Here is a 23,090-nt window from a genome sequence, read left to right as displayed (position 1 = left end):
GGGTGGGGGGGGAGATAATATCTCGTACCCTGAGCCACCCCCCCTTCCCCTCACCCCCCCCCCCCCCCCCCCCCCCCCCCCCCCCCCCCCCCCCCCCCCCCCCCCCCCCCGCCGCGGCCCGCGCGTGACGGCTCCGCCGGGACGGAGCCACGGGTCCCGGCCCGCCGCACGCGCCAGAGACGGCCGTCCGCCCCCCGGCGGGCGGCCGTCCGCGTTCCGGGGGGGGCTGACCTTTCGGACCGAGCCCGGCCCGGGCCCCGCATCAACGCCCCGCATCCACGGCCCACTCCCTCGGCCCGCACCCGCCGCCCGCGCCCCCGGCCCGCCGCCCCGCCCGGCGATGCGCGGCGGCGGCGGGCGCGCCTTGCGTCGCATCGCCCGGGGGCGCTAAGTGACGTGAACGCGCGCGCATCGCGCCGCGGGGGAAACCAGCGCCGGAGGACGGGGTGGCCGAGGGGCCGGACAAGCCGGACCAGTCGACGGAGGGCACGCCGAGGGGCGGGCCCGACGAAACGCGCGCGGCCGCCGGCGGGGAAGCCGATCCAGCCTCCGCCGATCCAGCCTCCCCCGATCCAGCCTCCGCCGCCGCCGGGGACGCCGCCGGGGGCGCGCCCCCCGCCGACGCCGAACCGGGCGCCGCGGCCCCGCAGGACGGCGCCGCCGCGCAGGCCGCGGATGAAGACGCCGCCGGGGACCCCGCCGCCGCGGATCCGGCCGACCCTGACCCCGCCGCCGGGGACCCCGAATCCGCCCCCGCCGCCGCGCCGGACGAGATCGACCGCGACGTCGCCGCCGCCGCCCGCCTGCTGCGCTCGGCCGAGCACCTGGCCGAGGACGCCGCCCATGCCGCCTCGGACGCCGCGCAGGCCGCATCCGCCGCCGCATCCGCCGCCGCGCACGACCCGCGCCGCGCGCCCCGGCGCCTCGTCGTCGCGCTGCGGACCCGCCTGCGCCGCGGCCGGATGGAGCTGCGCGATTCAATCCAGCGCGCCCGCGACACCCTGCGCCGCGAGGGGCCCTCGGCGCTGCAGTTCTGGCTGATGGCGCTCGTGCTCGGCATCGCCTCGGGATATGCCGCCGTGGGCTTCCGCCTCGCCATCGCCACGCTGCAGACCTGGATCTACGGGGCCGATGACCACCGGCTGCATTCCACCCTGGAAGGGCTGAACTGGATCACCGTCCTCTCGGTCCCGGTGCTCGGCGGCCTCGCCGTCGGGCTGATCCTTCACTGGTTCACCCGGGACGGAAAGGCCGAGTCCGTCGCCCACGTGATCGAGGCGGCGGCGCTGAAGGGCGGGCGGCTGGACCGCGGCCACGGGCGGGCCTCGGCGCTCGCCTCGCTCATCACCCTGTCCACCGGCGGCTCGACGGGGCGCGAGGGGCCGGTGGTGCACCTCGCGGCCCTGATCTCCTCCTGGATCAGCACGCGCATCGACGCGAGCCAGCTGCGCGGGCGCGACCTGCTGGGCTGCGCCGTGGCCGCGGCGGTGTCGGCGAGCTTCAACGCCCCCATCGCCGGGGCGCTGTTCGCGATGGAGGTGGTGCTGCGCCACTTCGCGCTGCACGCCTTCCCGCCGATCGTCATCGCCTCGATCGCGGGGGCGGTGGTGTCGCGCCTGCATCTCGGGGACGTGACGGAATTCAAGCTGCCCGACCCCGACCTCGCCTTCTACACCGAGCTTCCGGCCTTCCTGATCCTCGGCCTCGTCTGCGGGCTGGTGGCGGTGGCGATGATGCGGGCGGTGTTCTTCGCCGAGGCGGTGGGCGACCGGGTGCAGCGCTGGACGGGGATGCCTCGCTGGCTGCGCCCGGGCGTCTCGGGGCTGCTGCTGGGGCTGCTGGCGATCTGGTTCCCGCACATCATCGGCGTGGGGTACGAGACCACCTCGCGCGCCCTCACCTCGGACCTGGTGATGTGGGAGGCGGTGGTCTTCGCAATCGTCAAGGTGATCGCCGTCGCGCTGACCTTCGCGGGGCGGATGGGGGGCGGGATCTTCTCGCCCTCGCTGATGCTGGGCGCCTTCACCGGCCTCGCCTTCGGCTATGTCGCGACCGAGGTGTTCCCGGGCGACTGGGGGTCGCAATCGCTCTACGCCCTGGCCGGGACCGGGGCGCTGGCGGCGGCGGTGCTGGGGGCGCCCGTCTCCACCACCATGATCATCTTCGAGCTGACGGGCGACTGGCAGGCGGGGATCGCGGTGATGGCCTCGGTATCGATGGCGGTCGTGGTGGCGGCGCGGCTGGTCCACAAGTCCTTCTTCCTCACGCAGCTCGAGCACCGGGACGTGCACCTGGCCGAGGGGGCGCAGGGCTGGATCCCCGGCGCCATCTCGGTGCGCGACGTGATGCGGGTGCGCGGGGCGGATAACGGCGCCTCGGACAGCGCCTGCTGGCAGCTGGTGGAGCAGGGCGCCTACCTCTCGCGCCACGACACGCTGCAGCGGGCGCTGCCGATGTTCGACCGGATGAACGCCGCCTTCCTGCCGGTGGTCGATGAAGGCCCGGAGGGCGAGCAGGAGTTGATCGGCGCGGTGTTCCACACCGACGCGCTCAAGGCTTACAACCGCAAGCTGGTCGCCCTGCACCAGGAAGAGCATTCCTGAAGGCGGCCCCGGGGCCGGGCGGGGCGCGACGGGAAGGCGCATCCCGGGGGCGGGTTTTACATCTTCATACTGTCAATTGAACCTGCGCGGCCCCGCCGCCGCGTCCTCTCCCCAGTTCCCGGAGCTTTTCCATGCGCACCCGCTTTTCCGCCGCGGCCTGTCTTCTCGCCTGCGCCGTCCTCGCGGCCCCGGAGGCCGAGGCGGGGGCGTCCGGCGCGCCCTTCGGGCGGGCCGGGGCCTGGGCGGTCGCCGTCGCGCCGGGGAACGGGGCCTGCGAGGCGCGGGCCGAGACCGGGGGCCTCGTGCAGCGTTACACGCTGGGGGCCGCCTGGACGGCCGAGCTGACGCTCTCGGGCGATGCGGGGGCGGGCGGGACGGTCGAGACCCTGGCGGGCTGCGCGCTGCCGGGCGCGACCGCCGAGGCGGCGTCCCTGTCGGGCGCGCCCGCGCTGCGGGTGGCGTTGGGCGGGGCCGGCGCGCTGCGACTTGCGCTGCTGGACGGGGGCGTCGCCGTGATCGACGCCGGCGGCGCGCGCCGCGGCGCGCCGGCCCCTGACGGGCGCCTTCTGCTCGGCATGTTGATGGATTGCGGGGAGTTCATCGGCGGCTGAGCCCGTGGGGTTGAGCCTCCGCCATCCCGCGCTCCGAGTCGCCGGACGCACGCGTCTTGGTAAAAAATACGAGTGCAGTGTGAACCTGCAGTTGTATGCGGGTTCATCTTGCGTTTATGTCATGACACCGGTCCACGGCATGGCGATTCCCGCCGCCGGGGATGGCCTCCGGACCGTCGTCGGACGTTCCAATTGGGGGAGCGCGTGGGGCGCGCTGTCCACCGACGGGGAGGAGGCGCGGAGAGGCGGCGGGGGCGCCGCCTCTCCGGCACGGGCGTGCGCCCCGATCCACCACATGCGATGCCCGTAATATGAGCGCGCGCGGCCCGCGCGCCGCGCAACGTCGCCGACGCCGCGCGCGGGGGCCGGAACGCGAAGCGGCCCGCCGGGATGTCCCGGCGGGCCGCTTGCCCGTCGTCGCCCCGGTCGCCCGGGTCGGTGCGGGGCAGGGGCGCGTCAGAGACGCTCCACCGCCACCCGCTCGCCCTCGAAGAACACGTGGTCCTTCAGCGCCTCGGCGCCGGCCGCGGGGGCTTCGAGCGCCCAGGCGGCCAGCGGGATCGGGCCGCTCTTGGCGTTGATGTCATAGCCGCGCGCGGCGCCGACGCCGGGAATGTCCCGGATCTGCTCGGTGCGGTCGAGGAACAGCGAGGCGTCGGCCATGGGAAGCCAGTGCACCGGCGCCTCGGCCCCCGGGGCGGTCGCGGCCAGCGCCTCGGAGCTTTCGGCCAGCACCGCGCCGCCGGCGCGCACCGCGATCACGCCGCCCACGGGCGCGATGGTCAGGCTGTCGTCGTTCATGGTCAGGTCCTTCGGATGTTGGATGGCGCCGGGGCCGCGCCGCGTCCCTTCGGAAGCGGTCAGAGCGGCGCGCAGGCGTCGGTGAGCCAGGCGCGCACGTCCGCGCCGACAAGGGGGCCGATCTCGGCCAGGACCCGCGCGTGATAGGCGTCGAGCCAGGCGCGGGCGTCGGGCCCCAGGCGATCGGGCAGGATCAGCGCGCGATCGATCGGGGCCAGGGTCAGGGTTTCGAAGGCCAGCATCGCCCGCTCGCCGTCCCCGGGGATGGCGGGGGGCGTGACGGTCACGAGGTTCTCGATGCGGATCCCCCAGGCGCCGGCGCGGTAGCAGCCGGGCTCGTCCGAGAGGATCATGCCGGGGCGGATCGGCTCGGCCGAGCGGCGCGAGAGGGAGGCGGGGCCTTCGTGGACGCCGAGATAGGCGCCGACGCCGTGGCCGGTGCCGTGGTCGTAATCCAGCCCCTCGGCCCAGAGCGGCGCGCGGGCGAGGGCGTCGAGATGGCGTCCCTCCAGCCCCTCGGGCCAGCGGGCGGCGGCGAGCTCGATCATCCCGCGCAGCACGGCGGTATAGGCGATGGCGGCGCCCTCCGGCGCGGTCCCGCCGGTGAAGACGGTGCGAGTGATGTCGGTGGTCCCGTCGCGATACTGCCCGCCGCTGTCGATCAGCAGCAGGCTGTCCGGGGTCACCGCGCGGTCGCTCTCGCGCGTCACCCGGTAATGGACGATGGCGCCGTTCGGCCCGGCGCCGCAGATCGTCTCGAAGCTGATGTCGGCCAGGGCGCCGGTTTCGGCCCGGAAGCCCTCCAGCGCCTCCACCACCTCGATCTCGGTCAGGCGGGCGCCGGTGCGGACCCCCTCCAGCGCGCCGTCGAGCCAGTGCAGGAAGTTCGCCATCGCCGCGCCGTCGCGCCGGTGGGCGGCGCGGGAGCCGTCCAGCTCCTCGGGCGTCTTGCAGGCTTTCGGCAGGATGCACGGGTCGCGCCGCCAGACCACCTCGGCCCCGGTGGCGACGAGGCGGTCCGAGACCGCCGCGGGGGCGCTGTCCTTGTCCACCGCCACCCGGGCGCCGCGCAGCGCGTCGAGCGCGGCCTCGAAGGCCTCGGGCGGCTCGATCATGATCTCGTTCCCGAGATGCGCGCGCACCTCCGGGCCGAATTTCGCCGGGTCCGCGAACAGCGCCACGCGCCCGTCCCGGTGGAGGAGCGCGAAGGCATGGACCGCGGGCATCCGCGCCGCGTCGCCGCCGCGGATGTTGAGCAGCCAGGCGATGCTGTCGGGCAGGGTGATGGCGGCGGCATGAAGCTTCGCGGCCGCGAGGTCTTCGCCCAGCGCCCGGCGCTTGTCGGCGGAGGTCCGCCCCGCCAGCGCCACGTCATGGGGCGTCGCCGGGACGGCGGGCGGCGCCGGCTGATCCTCCCAGATCGCGTCCACGAGGTTGGCATGGGGAACCAGCACGGCGCCCGCCGCCTCGGCCGCGCGGGTCAGCCGGTCGATCTCGGCCCGCGGGTGCAGCCACGGATCATAGGCCCAGCGCTCGCCCGCCTGCGCATGGGATTCCAGCCACTTCTCGGGCGGGGTCTCGGCCGAGAACACCACGGTGAAGGCCTCGGCGGCGGTCTGCTGCGCGGCCTGGAGCGTGTAGCGCCCGTCGACGAACAGCGCCGCCTCGCGCGCCCCGGCGATGCAGAAGCCCGCCGAGCCGGTGAAGCCCGTCAGCCAGGCCAGCCGCTCGTCCCGCGGGGCGACGTTCTCGCCCATGTGGGCGTCGGCGCGCGGGACCATGAAGCCCGCCAGCCCCGCTTCGTCCAGCGTCGCGCGCAGGGCGGCGAGGCGCGCCGGACCGGCGGCGCCGTCGGCGCGGGCGTCGAAGCTTTGCAGCATGGGGCGGGTCATGGCGGCATCCGGTCGTGAGGGGGCGAAGGGCCCGGGGGCCCGGGGCGTGGGGGGCGCGGCAGGCGCGGTCGGCCGCCTCCGCAGGGCGGAACGGCGGATCGCGCGCAGGCTAGGCCGGAGCGGCGCCCGAGGGGAAGCGCGAAATCGCCGCGCCTTCGCCGCAATTCACTTCGTGGAAAGAAGTTCTCCGCGGCGCATGGCGAATTCCAGCGGCTCGTAGCCCGAAAGCAGGATGGCGTCCCGCCCCTCGGGATCGGTCAGCCAGGCGCGTTCGGCGAAGCGCCCGCGGCGCAGCCCCTCGGGGCGGTGGGTTCCGGTGAGCAGCAGCGGCGGGCGGCCCGTGCGTTCGATCAGCAGCTCGGCCCGGCCGTCGGGGCCGAGATCGGCGGTGATGGTCATGTGCGGATCGCCGACCACCTGCAGGCGGCGGGCGCCCGAGGGGGTGACGGTTTCATGCGCGGCGACCAGCAGGTCGAGGCCCAGCTCGGGCGACTTGATCCAGGTGGAGACGCCGGGCGCATAGGCGAAATCGGCCGGCGGGGCGGTGAGCGCGCGGTCGGCGGCGACGATTCGGCAGCCGCATTCCGCGGGCGCTTCGGCCCGCGAGAGGTCCGCGAAGCAGCCCCGCAGCGCCGCCGCGGCGGCCTCTGCGACGTCCTGCCCGCCCGCCGCGGCGACCCGGGAGGGGCAGATTTCGGGCGGATCGCCGAGCGCGAAGGCCCGCGGAACAGGGGTCACGAGGAAGGCCCGCCCCTCGGGCGCGCCCCACAGAAGCGGGATTTCCCGGGGTCCCAGGCCGCGCCCGCGCAGGGGGCGGGCGGCCAGGTCCTGTGCAATTTTAGATGTTTTTTCAATATCTTGGGGCGTTTGCGCATGGGGTGAAGAAATTCCAGGCGGCAAGACGTTGAAGCGGCGTTGAATTGCGGCGCCTTCATCTTTTGTTATCTGTGTGCATGCCATCAGGGGGCCTGCGAGCATGGTGAGAAGCCACGCCGCAGTGCGAAATCGTCGACGGCACTGTTCGTCGGGGCGCACTTCTGTCATTATCCTCTCCTCAGGGGAAACATCGCGTGGTTGCCCCCGGCATGGCTTGCATCGACATGTGGGAAGGTCGTATGCCTGAATGCTGGATGAAGGTACCCGTAAGCAAGGTCGTTCGGGGGGCGTATTGACTGGAGAAGTCGTCAAGGTCTCTCGCCTGGTGTCAGGCAGAGTCAAGTGGTACGACGCAGACAAGGGCTATGGTTTCGTGACGACCGCCGACGGCGGTCCTGACGTCATGATCCACGCCCAGTGCGTGCGCGCCGCCGGGCTCGCCAAACTCGACGAGGGAAGCTCGGTCTCGATGGTCGCGATCCGCACGGAACGCGGCTTCCAGGCGACGGAGCTGGTGAGCATCGATCAGGCCGAGGAAGAGTCGCAAGAGCGCTCGGACCGGCCGACCGAGATCGCCGCGAAGAATGAGCCGGAGGGGGATTTCCTCCCCGCCCGGGTCAAGTGGTTCAACAAGCAGAAGGGCTTCGGCTTCGTGAACGTGTTCCGCAGGCCGGACGACATCTTCGTGCACATGGAAACGCTGCGCCGGTTCGGCATAGCCGACCTGCAGCCGGGCGAGGCGATCTGCGTGCGCCTGGTGAAAGGCCCGCGCGGCGCCATGGCCGGAGAGATCTGCCGCTGGGAAGACCTGGCCGAACAGCAGTGAAGCCGGTGTTCGAGATGTTGACTGCGGCGAAGGGCGCCGCGCGCAGGCCTGCGCGCGGCGCCCTCGTCTTGTCCGCGGCGCTCTGCGCGCTCGCCGTCGCCGCCGGGGCGCCGTCCCCGGCCGCCGCCGATGTCGCGGGGCAGGGGCCCGGCGCAGCCGTCGCCGCCCGCCCGGCCTGCGCGCCGGACGTGGTGGACCTGCGCGGCCCCGGCGGCGCGACGCGATTCGCGGTGGAGATCGCCGACACCCCCGAATCCCGGGCCCGCGGGCTGATGCACCGCGAAACCATGGCCCGCGACGCCGGGATGCTGTTCGTGTTCGACCCGCCCCGGCCCGTCGCCTTCTGGATGCGCAACACCATCCTCGCGCTCGACCTGGTGTTCGTGGACGACAGCGGGACGGTGGTGAAGATCCACGAGAACGCGGTCCCGTTCTCCGAGCGCCTGATGCCCTCGGGCGAACCCGTGCGCGCGGTGCTGGAGATCAACGCCGGGCTTTCGGCCGCGCTCGGCCTCGGGCCGGGGACCGAGCTGCGCCACCCCGCCTTCGGGCCGGACGCCGCCTGGCCCTGCGCCGGGCAGGCGCCCGGCTGAGCCCCCGCGGCGCGGGCGGCGCTTGGCAAGCGCCGCGCGGCCCCGTATCAGGGGCGCGGACGGGGCGTAGCGCAGCCTGGTAGCGCGTCGGCTTTGGGTGCCGAAGGCCGCGAGTTCGAATCTCGCCGCCCCGACCAGCTTCCCGACATCATCGGCGGTCCGACAGGCGGCCCCGTCGGCGCCGCCGCGCACGGGGCCATTGACGCCGCGCGGCGCAGGCCCTACCCCTGCGCGCCATGGAACACGTCACCGCCCCCGCGACCTGCTGGTGGCCGGCCCCCTGACACGGCGGCCGGACGTAGACCCATGCATCCAGAGGCCGCCGCCCGGGCGGCCTCTTGCGTTTCACATCCCTGCAATCCGGTCCCCCCGCGCGCGGCGCCTCCTCCCTGAACCCGAGGACACGCCCAATGACCCGACCCGTCATCCTGACCGGGGACCGCACCACCGGCCCGCTGCATGTCGGCCACTACGCCGGATCGCTCGCCAACCGGCTGAAAATGCAGGACGATCACGAACAGTTCCTGCTGCTCGCCGACGCGCAGGCGCTGACCGACAACGCCCAGGACCCGGCCCGCACGGCCCGCAACGTGCTGGAGGTGGCGATGGATTACCTCGCCGTCGGGATCGATCCGGCGCGCAGCACGATCTGCCTGCAATCGCACCTGCCGGCGCTGGCCGAGCTGTCGATGCTCTATCTCAACTTCGTCACCGTCGCGCGGCTGGAGCGGAACCCGACCATCAAGGACGAGATCCGCGCCCGCGGCTTCGGGCGCGACATCCCGGCGGGCTTCCTGTGCTACCCGGCCGCGCAGGCCGCCGACATCACCGGCTTTCGCGCCACCGTGGTCCCCGTCGGCGCCGACCAGGCCCCGCTGATCGAGCAGACCAATGAAATCGCCCGCCGCATCAACGCCGTCGCGGGCGCCGAGGTGCTGCCCGAGGCGCGCGCCGTGATCCCCGAAGCCGGGCGCCTGCCCAGCGTCGACGGCACGGCGAAGATGTCGAAATCGGGCGGCGGGGCGCTGCGCCTCTCGGCCGCGCCGGACGAAATCCGCGCCGCGGTGCGGGCCATGTTCACCGATCCGGGCCACCTGCGGATCGAGGATCCGGGGCGGGTCGAGGGGAACGTGGTCTTCGCCTGGCTCGACGCCTTCGATCCCGACAAGGCGGAGGTCGAGGCGTTGAAGGCGCGCTACCGCGCGGGCGGGCTCGGCGACGGGGCGATCAAGAAGCGGCTCGAGGAGATCCTGCAGGCGCTCCTCGCCCCGATCCGCGAGGAACGCGCCCGGCTGGCGCGCGACCCGGGCCACGTGACCCGGGTGATCCGCGAGGGCACCGAGCGGGCGCGCGCGCGGACCGAGGCGACCAAGGACGCGGTGACCGCGGCGCTGGGGCTGTTCCGGCTGTGAGCAGGGCGGCGCGGGGGGTCACGCCTCCGCGTCGTCGTCCTCGTCCTCGGGCAGGTCGTCCGCCTCGACCTCCAGCGCGCCGTCGGGCAGCGCCACCAGCGTCGCGCCGCGCGGGCCGCTGGACTGGCCGCGCGCATCGGCGTCGACCACGCCGCGCTCCCGGTACGGGGTGCGCCCATACTGGCTGCGATAGCACTTGGAGAAATGCGACGGGCTGGTGAAGCCGCAGGCCAGCGCCACGGAAATGACGCTCATGTCGGTCTGCAGCAGCAGGCGGCGGGCCTTCTCCAGCCGCAGCTCGAGGTAATAGCGCTTGGGCGAGCGGTCGAGATAGCGGCGGAACAGGCGCTCCAGCTGCCGGGTGGACATGCCGACGGCCTGCGCCAGCGCGGCGGCCGAAAGCGGGTCCTCGATATGCTCGTGCATCAGCGCGATGACGCGGCTCAGCTTGGGGTGGCGCACGCCGATCCGCGCCGGGGTCGACAGGCGCTGGTTCTCGGTGTCGGTGCGCGGGGCGGTGTAGACCATCTGGTCCGAGACCTCGGAGCCGAGCTCGGGCCCGTGCTGGAGCGAGATCAGGCGCAGCATCAGGTCGGTGGCCGCAAGGCCGCCCGCCGCCGTCATCCGCTCGCCGTCGATCACGAAGATGCGGCTGGACAGCTCGACCTCGTCGAAGGCCTCGGCGAAGCCCTCGCGGTTCTCCCAGTGGATGGTGGCCTTGCGCCCGTCGAGCAGCCCCGAGGCGGCCAGCGCCTGGGCGCCGGTGTCGACGGCGCAGAGCGACACGCCGCGCCGCGCCTCGCGCCGCAGCCAGTTCATCAGCGGCCGGGTGACGGCGCGGCCCACGTCGGTGCCGCCGCAGACCACGATCATCGCCCCCGAGGGGCAGTCGGGCAGGGCGCCGTCGACCTTGATCTCCACCCCGCAGGAGGCGGTGACCGGCGCGCCGCTTTCCGACACCACCGACAGGTCGTACAGCGACCGTTCGGCCGTGCGGTTCGCAAGGCGCAAGGGTTCGATGGACGCGGCGAACGCGAGGAGCGTGAACCTGTCGAGCAGCACGAACACGACGGGCTTGGTATCCTGCGATGCGCCGCTCTGCATCTTGGCCTTCTCCATCCGGGTGGGTGACTGAGGGGAAAAGCAGTGCGGCCCGGGGGCGCCGGGGTCAAGCGGATTTCGCGCTGCAACGGGGCCGCCGCGCTGGCCAGAGGGCGTTGGGGACGTTATACGGGCGGCGCCGCAATCTCGCGACCAATGGAGACCGCATCATGACCCATGCCTGGACCGCCGACAGCTGGCGTTCGCATGAAGGGCTTCAGATGCCGGAGTATACCGACCCGGCGAAGCTGAAATCCGTGACGGAGAAGCTCGCCTCGTATCCCCCGCTGGTCTTTGCCGGCGAGGCCCGGCAGCTGACCTCGGCGCTCGGCGAAGTGGCCGAGGGCCGCGGGTTCCTGCTGCAGGGCGGCGATTGCGCCGAAAGCTTCGCCGAATTCAGCGCCGACAACATCCGCGACACCTTCCGGGTGCTGCTGCAGATGGCGATCGTGCTGACCTTCGGCGCCAAGGTGCCGGTGGTGAAGGTGGGCCGCATGGCCGGCCAGTTCGCCAAGCCGCGCTCGGCCCCCACGGAAACCGTGGGCGGGCAGGAGCTGCCCTCCTACCGCGGCGACATCGTCAACGGGTTCGACTTCACCCCCGAGGCGCGGATCCCCGACCCGGACCGGATGCTGCAGGCCTACACCCAGGCCGCGGCCTCGCTGAACCTGCTGCGCGCCTTCAGCCAGGGCGGCTACGCGGACATCACCCGCGTGCATTCGTGGAACCTCGCCTTCGCGCAGGGCACCCCGGGGTCGGAGCAGTACGCGGAGCTCGCGCAGCGCATCTCCTCGGCGCTCGACTTCATGACCGCGGCGGGGATCAACCCGTCCAACGCCGAGCGGATGAAGCGCGTCGACTTCTACACCTCGCACGAGGCGCTGCTGCTGGAATACGAGCAGGCGCTGACCCGCACCGACTCCATCACCGGCAAGCCGGTCGCGGGCTCGGGGCACATGCTGTGGATCGGCGACCGCACCCGGCAGCTCGACGGCGCGCATATCGAGTTCTGCCGCGGCGTGATCAACCCGATCGGCCTGAAGGCGGGCCCGTCGATGGAGGCCGACGACCTGCTGCGCATCATCGACCGGCTCAACCCCGACAACACCGCCGGGCGCCTGACCCTGATCGGCCGCTTCGGCGCCGGCAAGGTCGGCGACAAGCTGCCCGAGCTGATCCGCGCGGTGCAGTCCGAGGGCCGCAAGGTCGTCTGGTCCTGCGACCCGATGCACGGCAACACCATCAAGTCGGCCTCGGGCTACAAGACCCGGCCCTTCGAGCGCGTGCGCCAGGAGGTGAAGGAGTTCTTCGCCATCTGCCGCGCCGAGGGCGCCTATCCGGGCGGCGTGCATTTCGAGATGACCGGCAAGGACGTGACCGAGTGCACGGGCGGCCTGCGCGACGTGACGGACGAGAACCTCGCCGACCGCTACCACACCGCCTGCGATCCGCGCCTCAACGCCGCCCAGGCGCTGGAGCTGGCCTTCCTGCTGGCCGCCGAGCTCGAGGAACAGCACCGCGCCGACGCGGCCGCCGCCGTCGCGGGCTGATCCCCGCAGGCGCCGGAAAGACCCCGGGGGCCGCGTCCGCGCGGCCCCCTTTCCATGTCCGCCGCCCCGCCGCGGCCCCCGATCACCGACCCGAGGCCCCCCATGACCCATGTCGCCGTCGTCACCCATGAAGCGGGCGTGTCCGACGCCCTCGCGCAGCTGCTGGCCGAGGCGACCGGCGCCGCGCCGCGCCGGCTCGATGACCGGGCGGTGGAGGCCGCGGCGGACGAGGGCGCCTTCGCCCGCGCCCGCGCCGTGCTGAAGGGGCAGGCGGACGTGAACCGAATCGCGCTGGCGAATCGGCGCAAGAAGCTGCTGATCGCGGACATGGACAGCACCATGATCCCGGTCGAATGCATCGACGAGATCGCCGATTTCGCCGGGGTGGGCGAGCAGGTCGCCGCGATCACCGAGGCGGCGATGCGCGGCGAGCTCGATTTCGAGGGCGCGCTGCGCGAGCGGGTCGGCCTTTTGAAGGGCCTGCCGGTGGAGACGCTGGAGCAGGTCTATGCCGAGCGGGTGCGCCTGAACCCCGGCGCGGCGGCGCTGGTGAAGACGATGAACGCGCTCGGCGCCATGACCGCGCTGGTCTCGGGCGGCTTCACCTTCTTCACCGCCCGCGTCGCGGAGGAGGCCGGGTTCCAGGTCAATCAGGCCAACACGCTGCTGGAAGCTGACGGCAAGCTGACCGGCGCGCCGGGGGTCCCGATCCTCGGGCGCGCGGCCAAGCTCGAGGCGCTGGACCGGCTCTGCGCCGAGGGCGGCTACGGGCGCGCGGACGTGATCGCGGTGGGCGACGGCGCCAACGACCTGTCGATGGTCGAGGCGGCGGGTCTGGGCGTGGCGTATCGCGCCAAACCGGCGCTGGAGGCGGGCGCGGATGCGTGCCTGCGGATGTCGGACCTGAGCGCGCTGCTGCACCTGCAGGGCATCGGCGACGCCGAGATCGTGCGGGGCTGAGGCGCCCGCCGCGCCCCCGCCGCGCCCCCGGCGCGCAAAAAAGGGGGCGCCGCGAACCCCAGCGCGACGCCCCCGCGGGCGGGACGGCAATGTCCCGGCCCGTGCGCCCGCCGGGAACGCTTGAACGGCGCGTCCGGGGCGGGCCGAAGGGGCGCGCTGCAATCCGGCGCCCCGTGGCAGGGTGGGGGCGCCGCGCCCCCAGACGCGCCGCCCCCGATGGCGCTCCCTTCAAAATCCGGGAGCCCCGTTGCGGCGGGAAGACCTCGGCCCTCCCCCCTGTGTGCGCGGCCTCTGGAAATACGGGCCGCTGGGTGTGGGGCGACGCGACAGGAAAACGTCGCCCTTCGGCCGTCCGCCCGGAAATGCGGGCGATCCGGCCTGCAGCGGCGGGGCGGGGTCCCGATGCGGCCCCCGCGCCCGACGCCGGTCTCAGCGGAAGACGCCGACCTGGTCCCCGCGATGGAACAGCCGCGCGTCGTCGCGCCCGTCGAAGCCCTGGAGGGCGGCGGAGGGGGCGAGCAGCAGCGCGCCGGCGCCCATGGCGATCGCGGCCCCGAGGGCGGCGCAGCCGGTGCAGATGCGGCCCAGGCTCGGGGACTGTCTTCTCTCGGTAATCTCGAACATCTCAATGCGCTCCTTGTCCCCGGGCACGCCTTCCCCGGGCGCGCAGGACGGGGGGCCGCCGCTGCACGCGCGGAACGCGCGAGGGGTCTGTCTGGTTCGGCGAAGGGGCTAGGCCGGGAAACCTTCCGGCAGGCCCTTCGCGGGCTTGGACGCGGGACGCAGGCCCGGAACGGGGGCCCTCTCGGGGCCGGGGCGGGGCGTTGCGGCCCCCGCCTCGGCATACGCTTCGATGACCGCGCGCGGGGCGCGGCGCGGGGCGGGGCGGGGCCGGCGGCGACCGACGGGGCGGGCCCCGGCGGCGCCGGTCAGCGCCCGCAGCGCGTCGGCCTCGCGGGCCGCCTCGGCCCGGGCGCGCCGGGCCTCGTCGCGCCAGCCTTCCCAGGCGGCGAAGGCGGCGGCGCGCTCGGCCTCGAGCCGCGCGATGTGCATGGCGAAATCATGCACCTCGGGGGTCGCCCTCACCGCCAGGGCGGCGGCGGCGCGGCGCTCGATCTCGGCGATGCGGCGGGCCAGCCGGGCCTCGGCGCGGCGCTCGCGCTCCTGCATCGCGGCGGCGGCGGCGGCGGAGCGCTTGGCGGCGGCGAGCCGGTCGGCCGCCTGCGTCGCCTCGGGCGTCGCCCGCCCTGCGGAATTCCCTCTGATCATCTGCGCCAGTTTCTTGAACATGGCCGCCACCCCGTCTATGAACATCGTTCAAGAAGTTTGTGCCAGATCACTGAACGCCGTTCAAGCACTTTTTTGAACTGCGTTCACGGAAAGTTAGGACATCGATTGCCGACCACCCGTGAAGAGAAGCGCGCCGCCCTGCAGGAGCGCCTCATCGACGCCGCCGAGGCGCAGATCGCCGAGAAGGGGCTGAGGGGCCTGAAGGCGCGCGAAGTGACGGCCGAGGCGGGCTGCGCCGTGGGCGCGCTCTACAACGCGTTCGACGATCTCGACATGCTGATCGTCCACGTGAACTCGCGCACGCTCCTGCGCATGGGCGCGGCGCTGAAGGCCGCCGCCCCGGGGCGCGAGGCCACGGCGGCCGAGAAATTCCGCGCCCTCGCCGTGTCTTACGTCGCCTTCGCCTCGGAGAACCGGCGGCTGTGGACGGCGCTGTTCGAGCACCGCCTGCCGGACGAGGACACCGAGTGGCCCGAATGGCACCTGCGCAACCACGCGGTGTTGATCGAGCTGATCGTGGAGCCGCTGGCCCGGGTGCGCCCGGACCTGCCGCCGCAGGCGCTGGTGCTGCGGGCGCGGACCCTGTTCGCCGCGGTCCACGGCGTCGTCCACCTGGCGCTGGGCAAGAGCGTCGTGGGCGTCCCGCGCGAGCTGCTGGAGGCCGAGGTGGTTGGGCTGGTGGACGCGGTGGTGCGCGGCTCGGAGCTGGCCGAGGAGGTCTGAGCGGGCCGCCCGGGGGGGGGCCTTGCGCGCCTCGGGGCCGCGAATGTTACCATCCTGTCACCCGGGCTTGATTGGACCGGACCGCGCCCCCCGCGCATGTATCGGGGTGCAGGGAAGCGAAACGTCCGCGACAAGAGAAGAGGCCGACATGCATTACATCCGCCGCCCCTCCTGGCATCTGTCCGAAAGCGCCGCGACGCCCGAGAGCGTTTTCATGAACCGCCGCGCCTTCCTGGCGGGCGCCGTCGGGGCGGCCGCGCTGGCCGCCGCGCCGGGGGCCGCCGAGGCCCGCCCGGCCGAGATCCCCTGGACCCCCGAGGCGCCGCGAAACCCCGCCTATGCCGATGCCGGCCGCCCGGTGACGCGCGAACGGGTCAACGCCGCCTACAACAATTTCTACGAGTTCGGGTCGCACAAGAAGATCGCCTCGGCCGCGCAGGCGCTCAAATCCGATCCCTGGACGGTGGAGATCGACGGGCTCTGCGCCCACCCCCAGCGCATCGGCTTCGAGGACCTGGTCAAGAAGATGCCGGTGGAGGAGCGCGTCTACCGCCACCGCTGCGTCGAGGCCTGGTCGATGGTGGTCCCCTGGATCGGCTTCCCCCTGGCCGAGCTGGTGAAGCTGGCCGAGCCGACCTCCGACGCGAAATTCGTGCGCTTCGAGACCGCCGCCGACCGCGACGCCATGCCGGGCCTGCGCCAGCGCTGGTATCCCTGGCCGTATACCGAGGGCGTGACGATCGAGGAGGCGATGAACCCGCTGCCGTTCATGGTCACCGGCGCCTATGGCAAGACCCTCCACAAGCAGTTCGGCGCGCCGATGCGCCTGCACCTGCCGTGGAAATTCGGCTTCAAGTCCCTGAAATCCATCACCCGCATCAGCTTCACCGCCGACCGCCCCGTGGGGTTCTGGGAGGAGCTTCAGGCCTCGGAATACGGGTTCTGGGCCAATGTGAACCCCGAGGTGCCGCATCCGCGCTGGTCGCAGGCGCGCGAGCGGGTGCTCGGGACGGATGAGAAGATCCCCACCCAGCTGTTCAACGGCTATGGCGAGGAGGTCGCGCATCTCTACAAGGGCAAGGAAGACCTCGGCCGCGCGCTCTGGATGTGAAGGGGGCCGGTCGTCCCGGGACGTGCAAGGGCCCCGCGGTGCGCGCCGCGGGGCCCTTCTGCATCTCGCCCGCCCTCCCTTGCACCTGGGCGCCGCAGCCGCGCCGGGCGGCGGCGCAAAAAAAAAGCCGAGCACGAAGCTCGGCCAAGTCCAACAGGGAGGTGCAAGCGTGGCCGAGTGGCAACAGGTGTTGCCGTGCCGCGCTTACGAGGCTCGATATAAGGATGCACCCTGAAACGGGCAAGTGATTCCAATGTCGCATGTCGCAACCCGGCCATGACGATTGTGCATGGCGTCGTATTCACGCTTTATTGGGGCGGGTTTGCGGTGCGGGCGGCCGGGACCGGGCCGCCCGCGTCTTCAGCCGGCCAGCAGCCCGTCGGCCTCGAGCTCCGCCATCACGAAATCGCGGAACGCGGCGACGCGGCGGGACCGGCGCAGTTCGGTCGGATAGACGAACCAGGCCGCCGTCGGCTCGGACGCCAGCTCCGGCAGCACGTTCACCAGGTCGTCCGACCCGCGGGTCAGGTAATCGGGCAGGGCGCAGACGCCGAGGCCCGCGCGCGCCGCCTCGAACAGGCCGAAATAGGTGTTCACCGTCATCTTGCCGCCCTTGTGGGCCTGGTAGAAGGGCTTGAACCATTCCTGCCCGGCCGAGACCTGGGCGGCGTCGGGGCTGAAGCCGATGATCCGGTGCTCGGCCAGGTCCTCCGCGCTCTGCGGGGTTCCCATCCGGTCGAGATAGGCATGCGAGGCGTAGAAGCGGAACTTGAGCGAGAACAGCCGGCGGCGGATCAGGTCGGCCTGGTTCGGCTCCTTCAGCCGGATCGCGACGTCGGCCTGGCGCATCGGCAGGTCGAGCACTTCTTCGGTCAGCAGAAGGTGGAAATCGAGCTGCGGGTAGTCGGCGAACATCTTGTCGAGGCGGGGGCTGAGCCACATGGCGCCGAAGCCCATGGTGGTGGTCACCCGAAGCTCGCCGTCGACGTCGTCGCGCACATCCTTTATGCGGGCCGAGGCGCTGTCGAGCTGCTTCATCATCTCGCGCGTCGCCTCGAACAGGATCTCGCCCTGTTCGGTCAGCAGAAGGCCGCGCGCGTGGCGGTGGAACAGGGGCGCGCCGACCCCTTCCTCCAGCCCGCGGATCTGGCGGCTGACGGCGGATTGGCTCAGGTGAAGGGTTTCGCCCGCGTGGGTGAGGCTCCCCGCGTCGGCGACGGCGTGAAAAACGCGGAGCTTGTCCCAATCCATGGGCATCAGGGGCGTCTCCTGCACTAGGATGCGCCAGCGCGGGCGCGTGTGGTGATATTCGCAGCTGCAACATAAATGGTGGAGGGTGCAAGCGTGGTAAAGACTGAGAGTGTCGGCGAGGTGAATGCCGGGCGCGATCTGCGGCGAGGCGTCGCCCTTCTGCGACAGGCGGGGTCGGGTTTCGGAGGCCGCGGCGGCGCGTCCGGGACCGGTCGGGGCCTGCGCGGCGCGGTGCTGGCGCTGGTCTGCTGCGCGCTGGCGCTGGTCATCGGCGGGGCGGCGCGGGCCGAGGACCTGTCGGGCGGGTATTTCGGCCTCGGCGACGCGCGCGGCATGCGGATCGAGGTCGAGCAGGGCGACCCGGCCGGGGACCCGGCGGGGCTGTTCATCGATTCGAACGGCGCCGAGGCGCGGTTCGGCGGGGCCTGGGTCGGCGGCGGCATCGAGGCGGTGCTGGCCTTCCCGGACAGCCAGGTGTTCCTGCGCCTCGACGCAGCGCCCTCGGGGCTGGTCGCCATCGCGCTGCCGCTGGACGAGGACGGGCAGCCGATCGAGCGCGCCTCGCGCGAGATGACCTTCCTGCGCGACGGGCTGGCCCCGCCGGCGCAGCCCGAGCTGTACCAGCCCGAGCCGGACCGCGCCGACCGGGTGGTGGACCCGGACGTGTTCCTGGCGAGCTATTCCTTCTGGTCGCCCGAGGGGGTGAGCCGCGGCTTCTCGGCCATCGGCGCGCGGTACCGCACGATGATGCGGCTTTACCCGATGGTGCATGCGGACGTGCTGTGGAAGCTGTGCGGCGCCGACGGGCGGCTGGCCTCGGAGCAGCGCGGCGAGGCGCTGCGCGGGCAGGGCGTGGAATGCGCCGAGCTTCTGGGCCTGGTCGAGGACCTGCAGCGCTCGGGCCGGTTCGGCGAGTGGAAGGCGGCGGCCGAGGCGGAGGGGGCGGATTTCCTCGCCGCCGTGCAATGCGCGCGCGGTTATATCGTGAAGCGGGAGGTCTGCGGCCCGGCGGCGCAGAAGACCGCCGCGGCGGCGGTGTCGCTGCGCACGGTGGCCACGGCGATCCAGCCGTTCCGGTAAGGGCCCGCTCGGGGCGCGTCCGCCCGCTCGGAGGGGGCGCGCGCCCCCGCCTCGCGGGCGGAGGCGGCTGCGCCGCCGGGCGCGTCGCTCGGGCCGGGGCGGGGCTTCGCCGGGGCCGGGTCGGGGCGTCAGGCCGCCGTCACCTCGGCCAGCGCGTCCATCACCAGGTCGGGCCGGGCGTGGTGGAGCATGTGGCCGATCCCGTCCACGATCCGCGCCTCGCCCCGGGGCAGCAGGGCGGCCATGCCCGTCGCGTGGATCGAGGGCCAGGTGATCTCGTCCTCGGCCCCGTGCAGCGCCCGGACGGGCACGTCCAGCGCCGCGTAGCCCTGCGCCTGCTCGGCCAGGGCGCCGTGGAGGCGGTCGATGTCCTGGGAATTGGCGCGGAAGCTGGCCGGTCGCAGGATCAGCGGGCCGCCGACATGGGCGATATAGCCCTCGGGGGCGGCCTGGGGTTTGAAGATCCGCTCGGCCACCTCCTCGCCGCCGTCGAGGCCGATCATGGCGCGGGCCAGCGCGCCCTTGAGGGCCGTGGCGGGGGCGGATTCGAGGATCGGGTCCAGCAGCCCCTCGGACTTGTCCCAGGGCATGGTGGCGCCGCCGATGGTGACCACGCCGCGGGTCGCTTCGGGCGCCTGCAGCGCCCAGGCCATGGCGACCGAGGCGCCCCAGGAATGGCCGATGACCACGGCGTTCTCCGCCAGCCCCAGCTTCGCGGCGGCGGCGCGCAGGATGCGGGCCTGGGTGGCGGGGCGCCAGGGCTCGGCCTCCGGCGCCGGGCGGTCGGAATAGCCGAGGCCGGGCCGGTCGAAGGCCACCGCGCGGAACCCCGCCGCGGCCACGCGGTCCAGAAGGTCGAAGCTGAAGTCCCGCAGGTTGCCGGTGGCGCCGTGGAGCAGCACCGCCGGGGGCGCGCCCTCGGGGCCGCGCAGGAGGTGATGGATGCGCAGGCCCTCGGCCTCGGTGAAATCGCCCTCAGGCGGCCAGCGGGCCTCGGCCCGGCGGGCGTAATCGGCGGGCGCGCAGGCGGCGAGCGCGGCGGCGCCGGCGGTGGACATCAGCGTGCGGCGCGAGAGGGATGCGTTCTCGGTCATGCCGCAGAAAATAGACCTGCCCTCACCTATTCCCAGCCCCGAAAAAAGGGGGGCTCCAGGGGGTTCTCCCCCTGGTCGGGGGGCTCGGGGGGGGGAAGCCCCCCGCAACGGCGCATCAGTCCTTCGTCTTCCACTCCGACAGCGCCGCCCCCACCAGCGACCTGGCCCGCGGCTTCTCGACCGCGTGGAAGGGCAGCGGCCGGCAGACCTCGATCGCCGCGGCGCCGACGCGGGCGGTGAGGGCGCCGTTGACCACCCCCTCGCCGAAGCGGCGGGAGATCTTGGCCAGCGCCCCGCCCCCCAGCGCCGGGCCGATCAGGTCGTCCCCGACCGCCACCGCGCCGGTGGCGGCGAGGTGCTGGGCGACCGAGCGGAACAGCCGCCAGGACCCGACGGTCCCCGAGCGCCCGCCATAAATCTCGGCGATGCGGCGGATCATGCGCAGGTTCAGCCACAGGGCCGCGGCCACGTCCGCCGCCGGGACCGGCACGAAGGCGGTGGCGGCGGCGACGCGGCGGGCGCTCTCGATCGCCTCGGCCCGCGCGGCGGCGTCGAGGGGCGCGAGGCAGGTGCGCTCGGCCTCGGAGATCAGCGCCTCGGCATCCAGAAGCTCCGGCTCCCGCTCGGCCAGCCGCTCCAGCGGCCAGGCCATCTCGGGGCGCCCGGCCCAGAGCTTGCGCAGCGCGGACAGGGCGGCCAGCGCGCCGGGGCGGTCCTGCGCGGCCAGCGCGCGGGCGGCCAGCGCGCGGCTCTCGCCCGAGCGGCGCAGGCGGGAGAGGCCGGCGAGTTCGGCGGCGGCCAGCCCGAGGGCGCCGAGCAGCGCCCCCGCCACCAGCGCCGCGGCGATCCAGCCGAGCACGGGCGCGCGGGCGAGCATCCCGGTCACGAAATCCCACAGCATCACCGAGACGGCGAGGGACAGCGCGCCGCCCAGCGCCCAGCGCAGCAGCGGCCCGGCCCAGGAGCGGACCGGGGCGGGGGCGCCCGAGGCCGCGGCGGCGGCCACCGCGCGGCGCATGGCGGCGCCGTCCGCGCGGTCCTCGGGCGCGTCGGGGGGCGGCGGGGCGTCCTGCGGCGAGGACGGCGTCTCGGGCGCCATGGCGGCGAGGTCGTCTTCGAGCAGGATCGGCCCGCTGCGGGCGGCATGGGCAGGTCTGGCGGGCTTCGCGGCGCCGGTCTCGGCGTCCTGGCGAATGGGGCCGGAGGTCATGGCAATCTCCTTGCGCGTCAAATCAGGGCGGCGGCGGGGCCGCGCGGCGGTCCGGCGGGCCGGTCCAGAAGGCCAGTCCCGCAGGCCGGTCCCGCAGGCCAGTCCCGCAGGCCGGTCCGGAAGATCAGTCCAGCGCGTCGCCGAACAGGAACTGCGCCGCGCGGTCGAGGCGGATATGGGGCGGTCCCTCGCCCTTGCGCGCCTCCAGCACCGGCGGCGCGAAGGGCGGCGCGCGGTAGCCGCCGTCGGGCCATTCCGCCGCCTGCGCGCGGGCGAGGCGCAGGGCGTCCTCGGGGTCCCGCGGCAGGTCCCCGGGATGCACCGCCGCCACCCGCCCGTCGGGCAGCAGGCGGCCCTTCACCAGGCCCACCTCGCGCCCCTCGTGCGTCGTCGTGGTCTCGACCGTCGCGCGCAGGGACGCGATGGCCAGCGTCTCGACCTTCGCGCCGCGGAACGAGGCCCGGTCGGCGGCCTCGCGCAGCAGGGCCGAGAGCAGCGCGGACAGGCGGTCATGCTGGGAGTGGTGGATATGGTCGGCCTTGGTGGCGCAGAACAGGATCCGCTCGATCCGCCGCGTCCCGAGGAGCCGCCCGAGCCAGGAGGTCTGGCCGGGACGGAACGCCTCGAGGATCCGCGCCAGCGCGCCGCGCAGGTCCTCCAGCGCCGCGGGACCGGCGTCGAGGGCCGAGAGCAGGTCCACCAGCACCACCTGCCGGTCGAGCCGGGCGAAATGGTCCTGGAAGAACGGGCGGATGACGGCGGACTTGTAGGCCTCGAACCGCTTGTCGAACTCCGCGGCGAGCGAGCCGCGCGGGGCCTTCGACGGGGGCAGGGGGCAGAAGGCGAGGGCGGGGGAGCCCTCGAGTTCCCCCGGCATCAGGAAGCGCCCCGGGGCGAGGCCCGACAGCCCGGCGCGGCGGGCGGCGCCGAGATAGGCGGCGAAGGCTTCGGAGAGGCGTTTGGCGGCGCCTTCGTCATGCGGCGCGCTCGGGTCGATGCCGTCGAGGGCCTTGAGCCAGGCCTGCGCGTGCGCGGCCCGCGGCCCGCCCTTCGCATCCGCCAGCGCCTGCGCGGACCAGTCGGGGAAGCGTTTTTCCAGCAGCGGCAGGTCGAGCAGCCATTCGCCCGGGTAGTCGACGATGTCGAGATGCACCGTGCGCGGGCCGGAGAGGGACCCGAGCCAGCCGGTGGGTTTCAGGCGGAACGAGAGCCGCAGGCGCGAGACGTGGCGCGTGCCCTCGGGCCAGTGCGGGTCGGCGCCGCGCAGGGCGTCCATATGCGCTTCCCAGTCGAAACGGGGGACGGAGCGGTCGGGGTGCGGGCGCAGCGCGGCGGCGTCGATCCGGCCCTCGGCGGCGGCGGCGAGGCCGGTCATGCGGCCCCGCTCCAGCAGGTTGGCGACGAGGGCGGCGATGAACACGGTCTTGCCCGCGCGGCTCAGGCCGGTGACGCCGAGGCGGATGGTCGGCTCGGTCAGGCTCGCCGCATCTTCGGCGAGGTCCTCGGCATAGCGGATGATGTCGTCGGCAAGCGACTGGGCGCGGCTGGTGATGCTCAAGGGAAGTCCTTCGGGGGCGGCGGGCGTGGGGGACATATAGGGAGTTTACGTGCGCGTTCGAGGGGGGAGGCGGGGGCTGCCGCCCCCGGAGCCCCCGCTCGAGGGGGCGGCGCCCCCTCGAACGCCCCCGATGCGCGTCAGTGGCGCCCGGGGTGGGATTGGCGGTGCGTGGGGGCGGGCGTTGGGGACCCTGCTTTGAAGCGCCTGAAGGGAGGGGCCTCCCTTCAGGTCGCAGTCCCGAGGGTTGGTCGGGCTCTGGCCGCGTCAAGGACAAGCCCGCTGCGCGGGTCGCTGCGCGATCCTTGACCCGGCCTCCGCCCTCTGGCGGGCGGCGAGGTGGCGCGCGGACCGGGGGGCGCGAAACTGGCCAATCCTGCGCAGTTCCTCCCTGCGTCTGATCCAGGCGCAACCCCGCTTGCGGAGGGTGGGGGTGCGGGGGGGGGGGGGGCGGGGGGGGTGCTCCCCCCCCCCCCCCCCCTCCCCCGCTTCCACAACGCGGGCCAACCCACCTCCCCCCCCCCCCCCTTTTACCCCCCCCCCTCTCCCCC

The 23,090-nt window shown here is 73.7% G+C and carries 20 protein-coding genes and 1 tRNA gene; 11 read left to right on the top strand and 10 right to left on the bottom strand.

Annotated elements, in window-relative coordinates; all coding sequences use genetic code 11:
- Window positions 1-962 precede the first annotated feature (962 nt).
- Both ACQ5SO_RS19335 and ACQ5SO_RS19330 read left to right on the top strand, forming a co-directional pair.
- Window positions 963-2,603: a chloride channel protein gene (locus ACQ5SO_RS19335; RefSeq protein ID WP_430943286.1), complete on the top strand. Its 1,641-nt coding sequence runs from the start codon at window positions 963-965 to the stop codon at window positions 2,601-2,603.
- A 131-nt stretch (window positions 2,604-2,734) separates the two neighbouring features.
- Entirely contained in the window at window positions 2,735-3,214 is a 480-nt protein-coding gene (locus ACQ5SO_RS19330) for a hypothetical protein (protein WP_430943284.1), read from the top strand.
- Window positions 3,215-3,670: 456 nt separating this feature from the next.
- Here ACQ5SO_RS19330 and ACQ5SO_RS19325 read toward each other — a convergent pair whose 3' ends face one another.
- The 3 genes from ACQ5SO_RS19325 to ACQ5SO_RS19315 form a co-directional block, all read right to left on the bottom strand.
- Window positions 3,671-4,015 (bottom strand): DUF427 domain-containing protein, encoded by a 345-nt coding sequence (locus ACQ5SO_RS19325; protein WP_430943283.1) that lies wholly within the window; start codon window positions 4,013-4,015, stop codon window positions 3,671-3,673.
- A 59-nt stretch (window positions 4,016-4,074) separates the two neighbouring features.
- Window positions 4,075-5,895, bottom strand: coding sequence for an aminopeptidase P family protein (locus ACQ5SO_RS19320; RefSeq protein ID WP_430943285.1), 1,821 nt, complete (start codon window positions 5,893-5,895; stop codon window positions 4,075-4,077).
- 177 nt (window positions 5,896-6,072) lie between these two features.
- Window positions 6,073-6,645: a hypothetical protein gene (locus ACQ5SO_RS19315; RefSeq protein ID WP_430943282.1), complete on the bottom strand. Its 573-nt coding sequence runs from the start codon at window positions 6,643-6,645 to the stop codon at window positions 6,073-6,075.
- A 463-nt stretch (window positions 6,646-7,108) separates the two neighbouring features.
- On the opposite strand from ACQ5SO_RS19315, the gene ACQ5SO_RS19310 reads away from it, so the two are divergent.
- From ACQ5SO_RS19310 to trpS, 4 genes are all read left to right on the top strand, one after another.
- On the top strand, window positions 7,109-7,609 hold the full coding sequence (locus ACQ5SO_RS19310) for a cold-shock protein (RefSeq protein ID WP_430943281.1): 501 nt from the start codon (window positions 7,109-7,111) through the stop codon (window positions 7,607-7,609).
- 68 nt (window positions 7,610-7,677) lie between these two features.
- Window positions 7,678-8,202: a DUF192 domain-containing protein gene (locus tag ACQ5SO_RS19305; RefSeq protein WP_430943280.1), complete on the top strand. Its 525-nt coding sequence runs from the start codon at window positions 7,678-7,680 to the stop codon at window positions 8,200-8,202.
- 60 nt (window positions 8,203-8,262) lie between these two features.
- Window positions 8,263-8,339, top strand: a tRNA-Pro gene (locus ACQ5SO_RS19300).
- 273 nt (window positions 8,340-8,612) lie between these two features.
- Complete coding sequence (trpS, locus tag ACQ5SO_RS19295; RefSeq protein WP_430943279.1) at window positions 8,613-9,614, top strand: tryptophan--tRNA ligase; 1,002 nt, start codon at window positions 8,613-8,615, stop codon at window positions 9,612-9,614.
- Window positions 9,615-9,632: 18 nt separating this feature from the next.
- On the opposite strand, the gene ACQ5SO_RS19290 is transcribed toward trpS, so the two are convergent.
- The gene (locus ACQ5SO_RS19290; RefSeq protein ID WP_430943278.1) at window positions 9,633-10,718 is read right to left on the bottom strand and encodes a GlxA family transcriptional regulator; all 1,086 of its coding nucleotides are present in this window, start codon (window positions 10,716-10,718) and stop codon (window positions 9,633-9,635) included.
- Between the two features lie 167 nt (window positions 10,719-10,885).
- Between ACQ5SO_RS19290 and ACQ5SO_RS19285 the strand changes: the two genes are divergently transcribed.
- Both ACQ5SO_RS19285 and serB read left to right on the top strand, forming a co-directional pair.
- Window positions 10,886-12,265 (top strand): class II 3-deoxy-7-phosphoheptulonate synthase, encoded by a 1,380-nt coding sequence (locus tag ACQ5SO_RS19285; RefSeq protein ID WP_430943277.1) that lies wholly within the window; start codon window positions 10,886-10,888, stop codon window positions 12,263-12,265.
- Window positions 12,266-12,367: 102 nt separating this feature from the next.
- Window positions 12,368-13,225, top strand: a complete 858-nt coding sequence (gene serB / locus ACQ5SO_RS19280) for a phosphoserine phosphatase SerB (RefSeq protein ID WP_430943276.1) — start codon at window positions 12,368-12,370, stop codon at window positions 13,223-13,225.
- A 429-nt stretch (window positions 13,226-13,654) separates the two neighbouring features.
- Here serB and ACQ5SO_RS19275 read toward each other — a convergent pair whose 3' ends face one another.
- Together ACQ5SO_RS19275 and ACQ5SO_RS19270 are read right to left on the bottom strand one after the other, a co-directional pair.
- Entirely contained in the window at window positions 13,655-13,849 is a 195-nt protein-coding gene (locus ACQ5SO_RS19275; RefSeq protein ID WP_430943275.1) for a hypothetical protein, read from the bottom strand.
- Between the two features lie 108 nt (window positions 13,850-13,957).
- Complete coding sequence (locus tag ACQ5SO_RS19270) at window positions 13,958-14,515, bottom strand: hypothetical protein (RefSeq protein WP_430943274.1); 558 nt, start codon at window positions 14,513-14,515, stop codon at window positions 13,958-13,960.
- A gap of 105 nt (window positions 14,516-14,620) precedes the next feature.
- Here ACQ5SO_RS19270 and ACQ5SO_RS19265 point away from each other — a divergent pair, with 105 nt between their 5' ends.
- Both ACQ5SO_RS19265 and msrP read left to right on the top strand, forming a co-directional pair.
- Window positions 14,621-15,238 (top strand): TetR/AcrR family transcriptional regulator, encoded by a 618-nt coding sequence (locus tag ACQ5SO_RS19265; RefSeq protein ID WP_430943273.1) that lies wholly within the window; start codon window positions 14,621-14,623, stop codon window positions 15,236-15,238.
- 148 nt (window positions 15,239-15,386) lie between these two features.
- The gene (msrP, locus tag ACQ5SO_RS19260) at window positions 15,387-16,349 is read left to right on the top strand and encodes a protein-methionine-sulfoxide reductase catalytic subunit MsrP (protein ID WP_430943272.1); all 963 of its coding nucleotides are present in this window, start codon (window positions 15,387-15,389) and stop codon (window positions 16,347-16,349) included.
- Between the two features lie 360 nt (window positions 16,350-16,709).
- Here the strand turns inward: msrP and ACQ5SO_RS19255 are convergent, their stop codons facing one another.
- Window positions 16,710-17,606 (bottom strand): LysR family transcriptional regulator, encoded by an 897-nt coding sequence (locus ACQ5SO_RS19255; RefSeq protein ID WP_430943271.1) that lies wholly within the window; start codon window positions 17,604-17,606, stop codon window positions 16,710-16,712.
- Window positions 17,607-17,693: 87 nt separating this feature from the next.
- On the opposite strand from ACQ5SO_RS19255, the gene ACQ5SO_RS19250 reads away from it, so the two are divergent.
- Window positions 17,694-18,680 (top strand): hypothetical protein, encoded by a 987-nt coding sequence (locus ACQ5SO_RS19250; protein ID WP_430943270.1) that lies wholly within the window; start codon window positions 17,694-17,696, stop codon window positions 18,678-18,680.
- A 128-nt stretch (window positions 18,681-18,808) separates the two neighbouring features.
- Here ACQ5SO_RS19250 and ACQ5SO_RS19245 read toward each other — a convergent pair whose 3' ends face one another.
- From ACQ5SO_RS19245 to ACQ5SO_RS19235, 3 genes are all read right to left on the bottom strand, one after another.
- Window positions 18,809-19,774 (bottom strand): alpha/beta fold hydrolase, encoded by a 966-nt coding sequence (locus ACQ5SO_RS19245; protein WP_430943269.1) that lies wholly within the window; start codon window positions 19,772-19,774, stop codon window positions 18,809-18,811.
- Between the two features lie 115 nt (window positions 19,775-19,889).
- The gene (locus tag ACQ5SO_RS19240; protein WP_430943268.1) at window positions 19,890-20,984 is read right to left on the bottom strand and encodes a TIGR01620 family protein; all 1,095 of its coding nucleotides are present in this window, start codon (window positions 20,982-20,984) and stop codon (window positions 19,890-19,892) included.
- A gap of 124 nt (window positions 20,985-21,108) precedes the next feature.
- Window positions 21,109-22,542, bottom strand: a complete 1,434-nt coding sequence (locus ACQ5SO_RS19235) for a YcjX family protein (RefSeq protein WP_430943267.1) — start codon at window positions 22,540-22,542, stop codon at window positions 21,109-21,111.
- Window positions 22,543-23,090 lie beyond the last annotated feature (548 nt).

It is taken from the genome of Rhodovulum sp. DZ06 (assembly GCF_050586345.1).
In the GTDB taxonomy this organism is placed as follows: Bacteria; Pseudomonadota; Alphaproteobacteria; order Rhodobacterales; family Rhodobacteraceae; genus JBOCEF01.
Note: the sequence above shows the minus strand (reverse complement) of the source record. Positions and strands in the feature narration are given on the sequence as shown.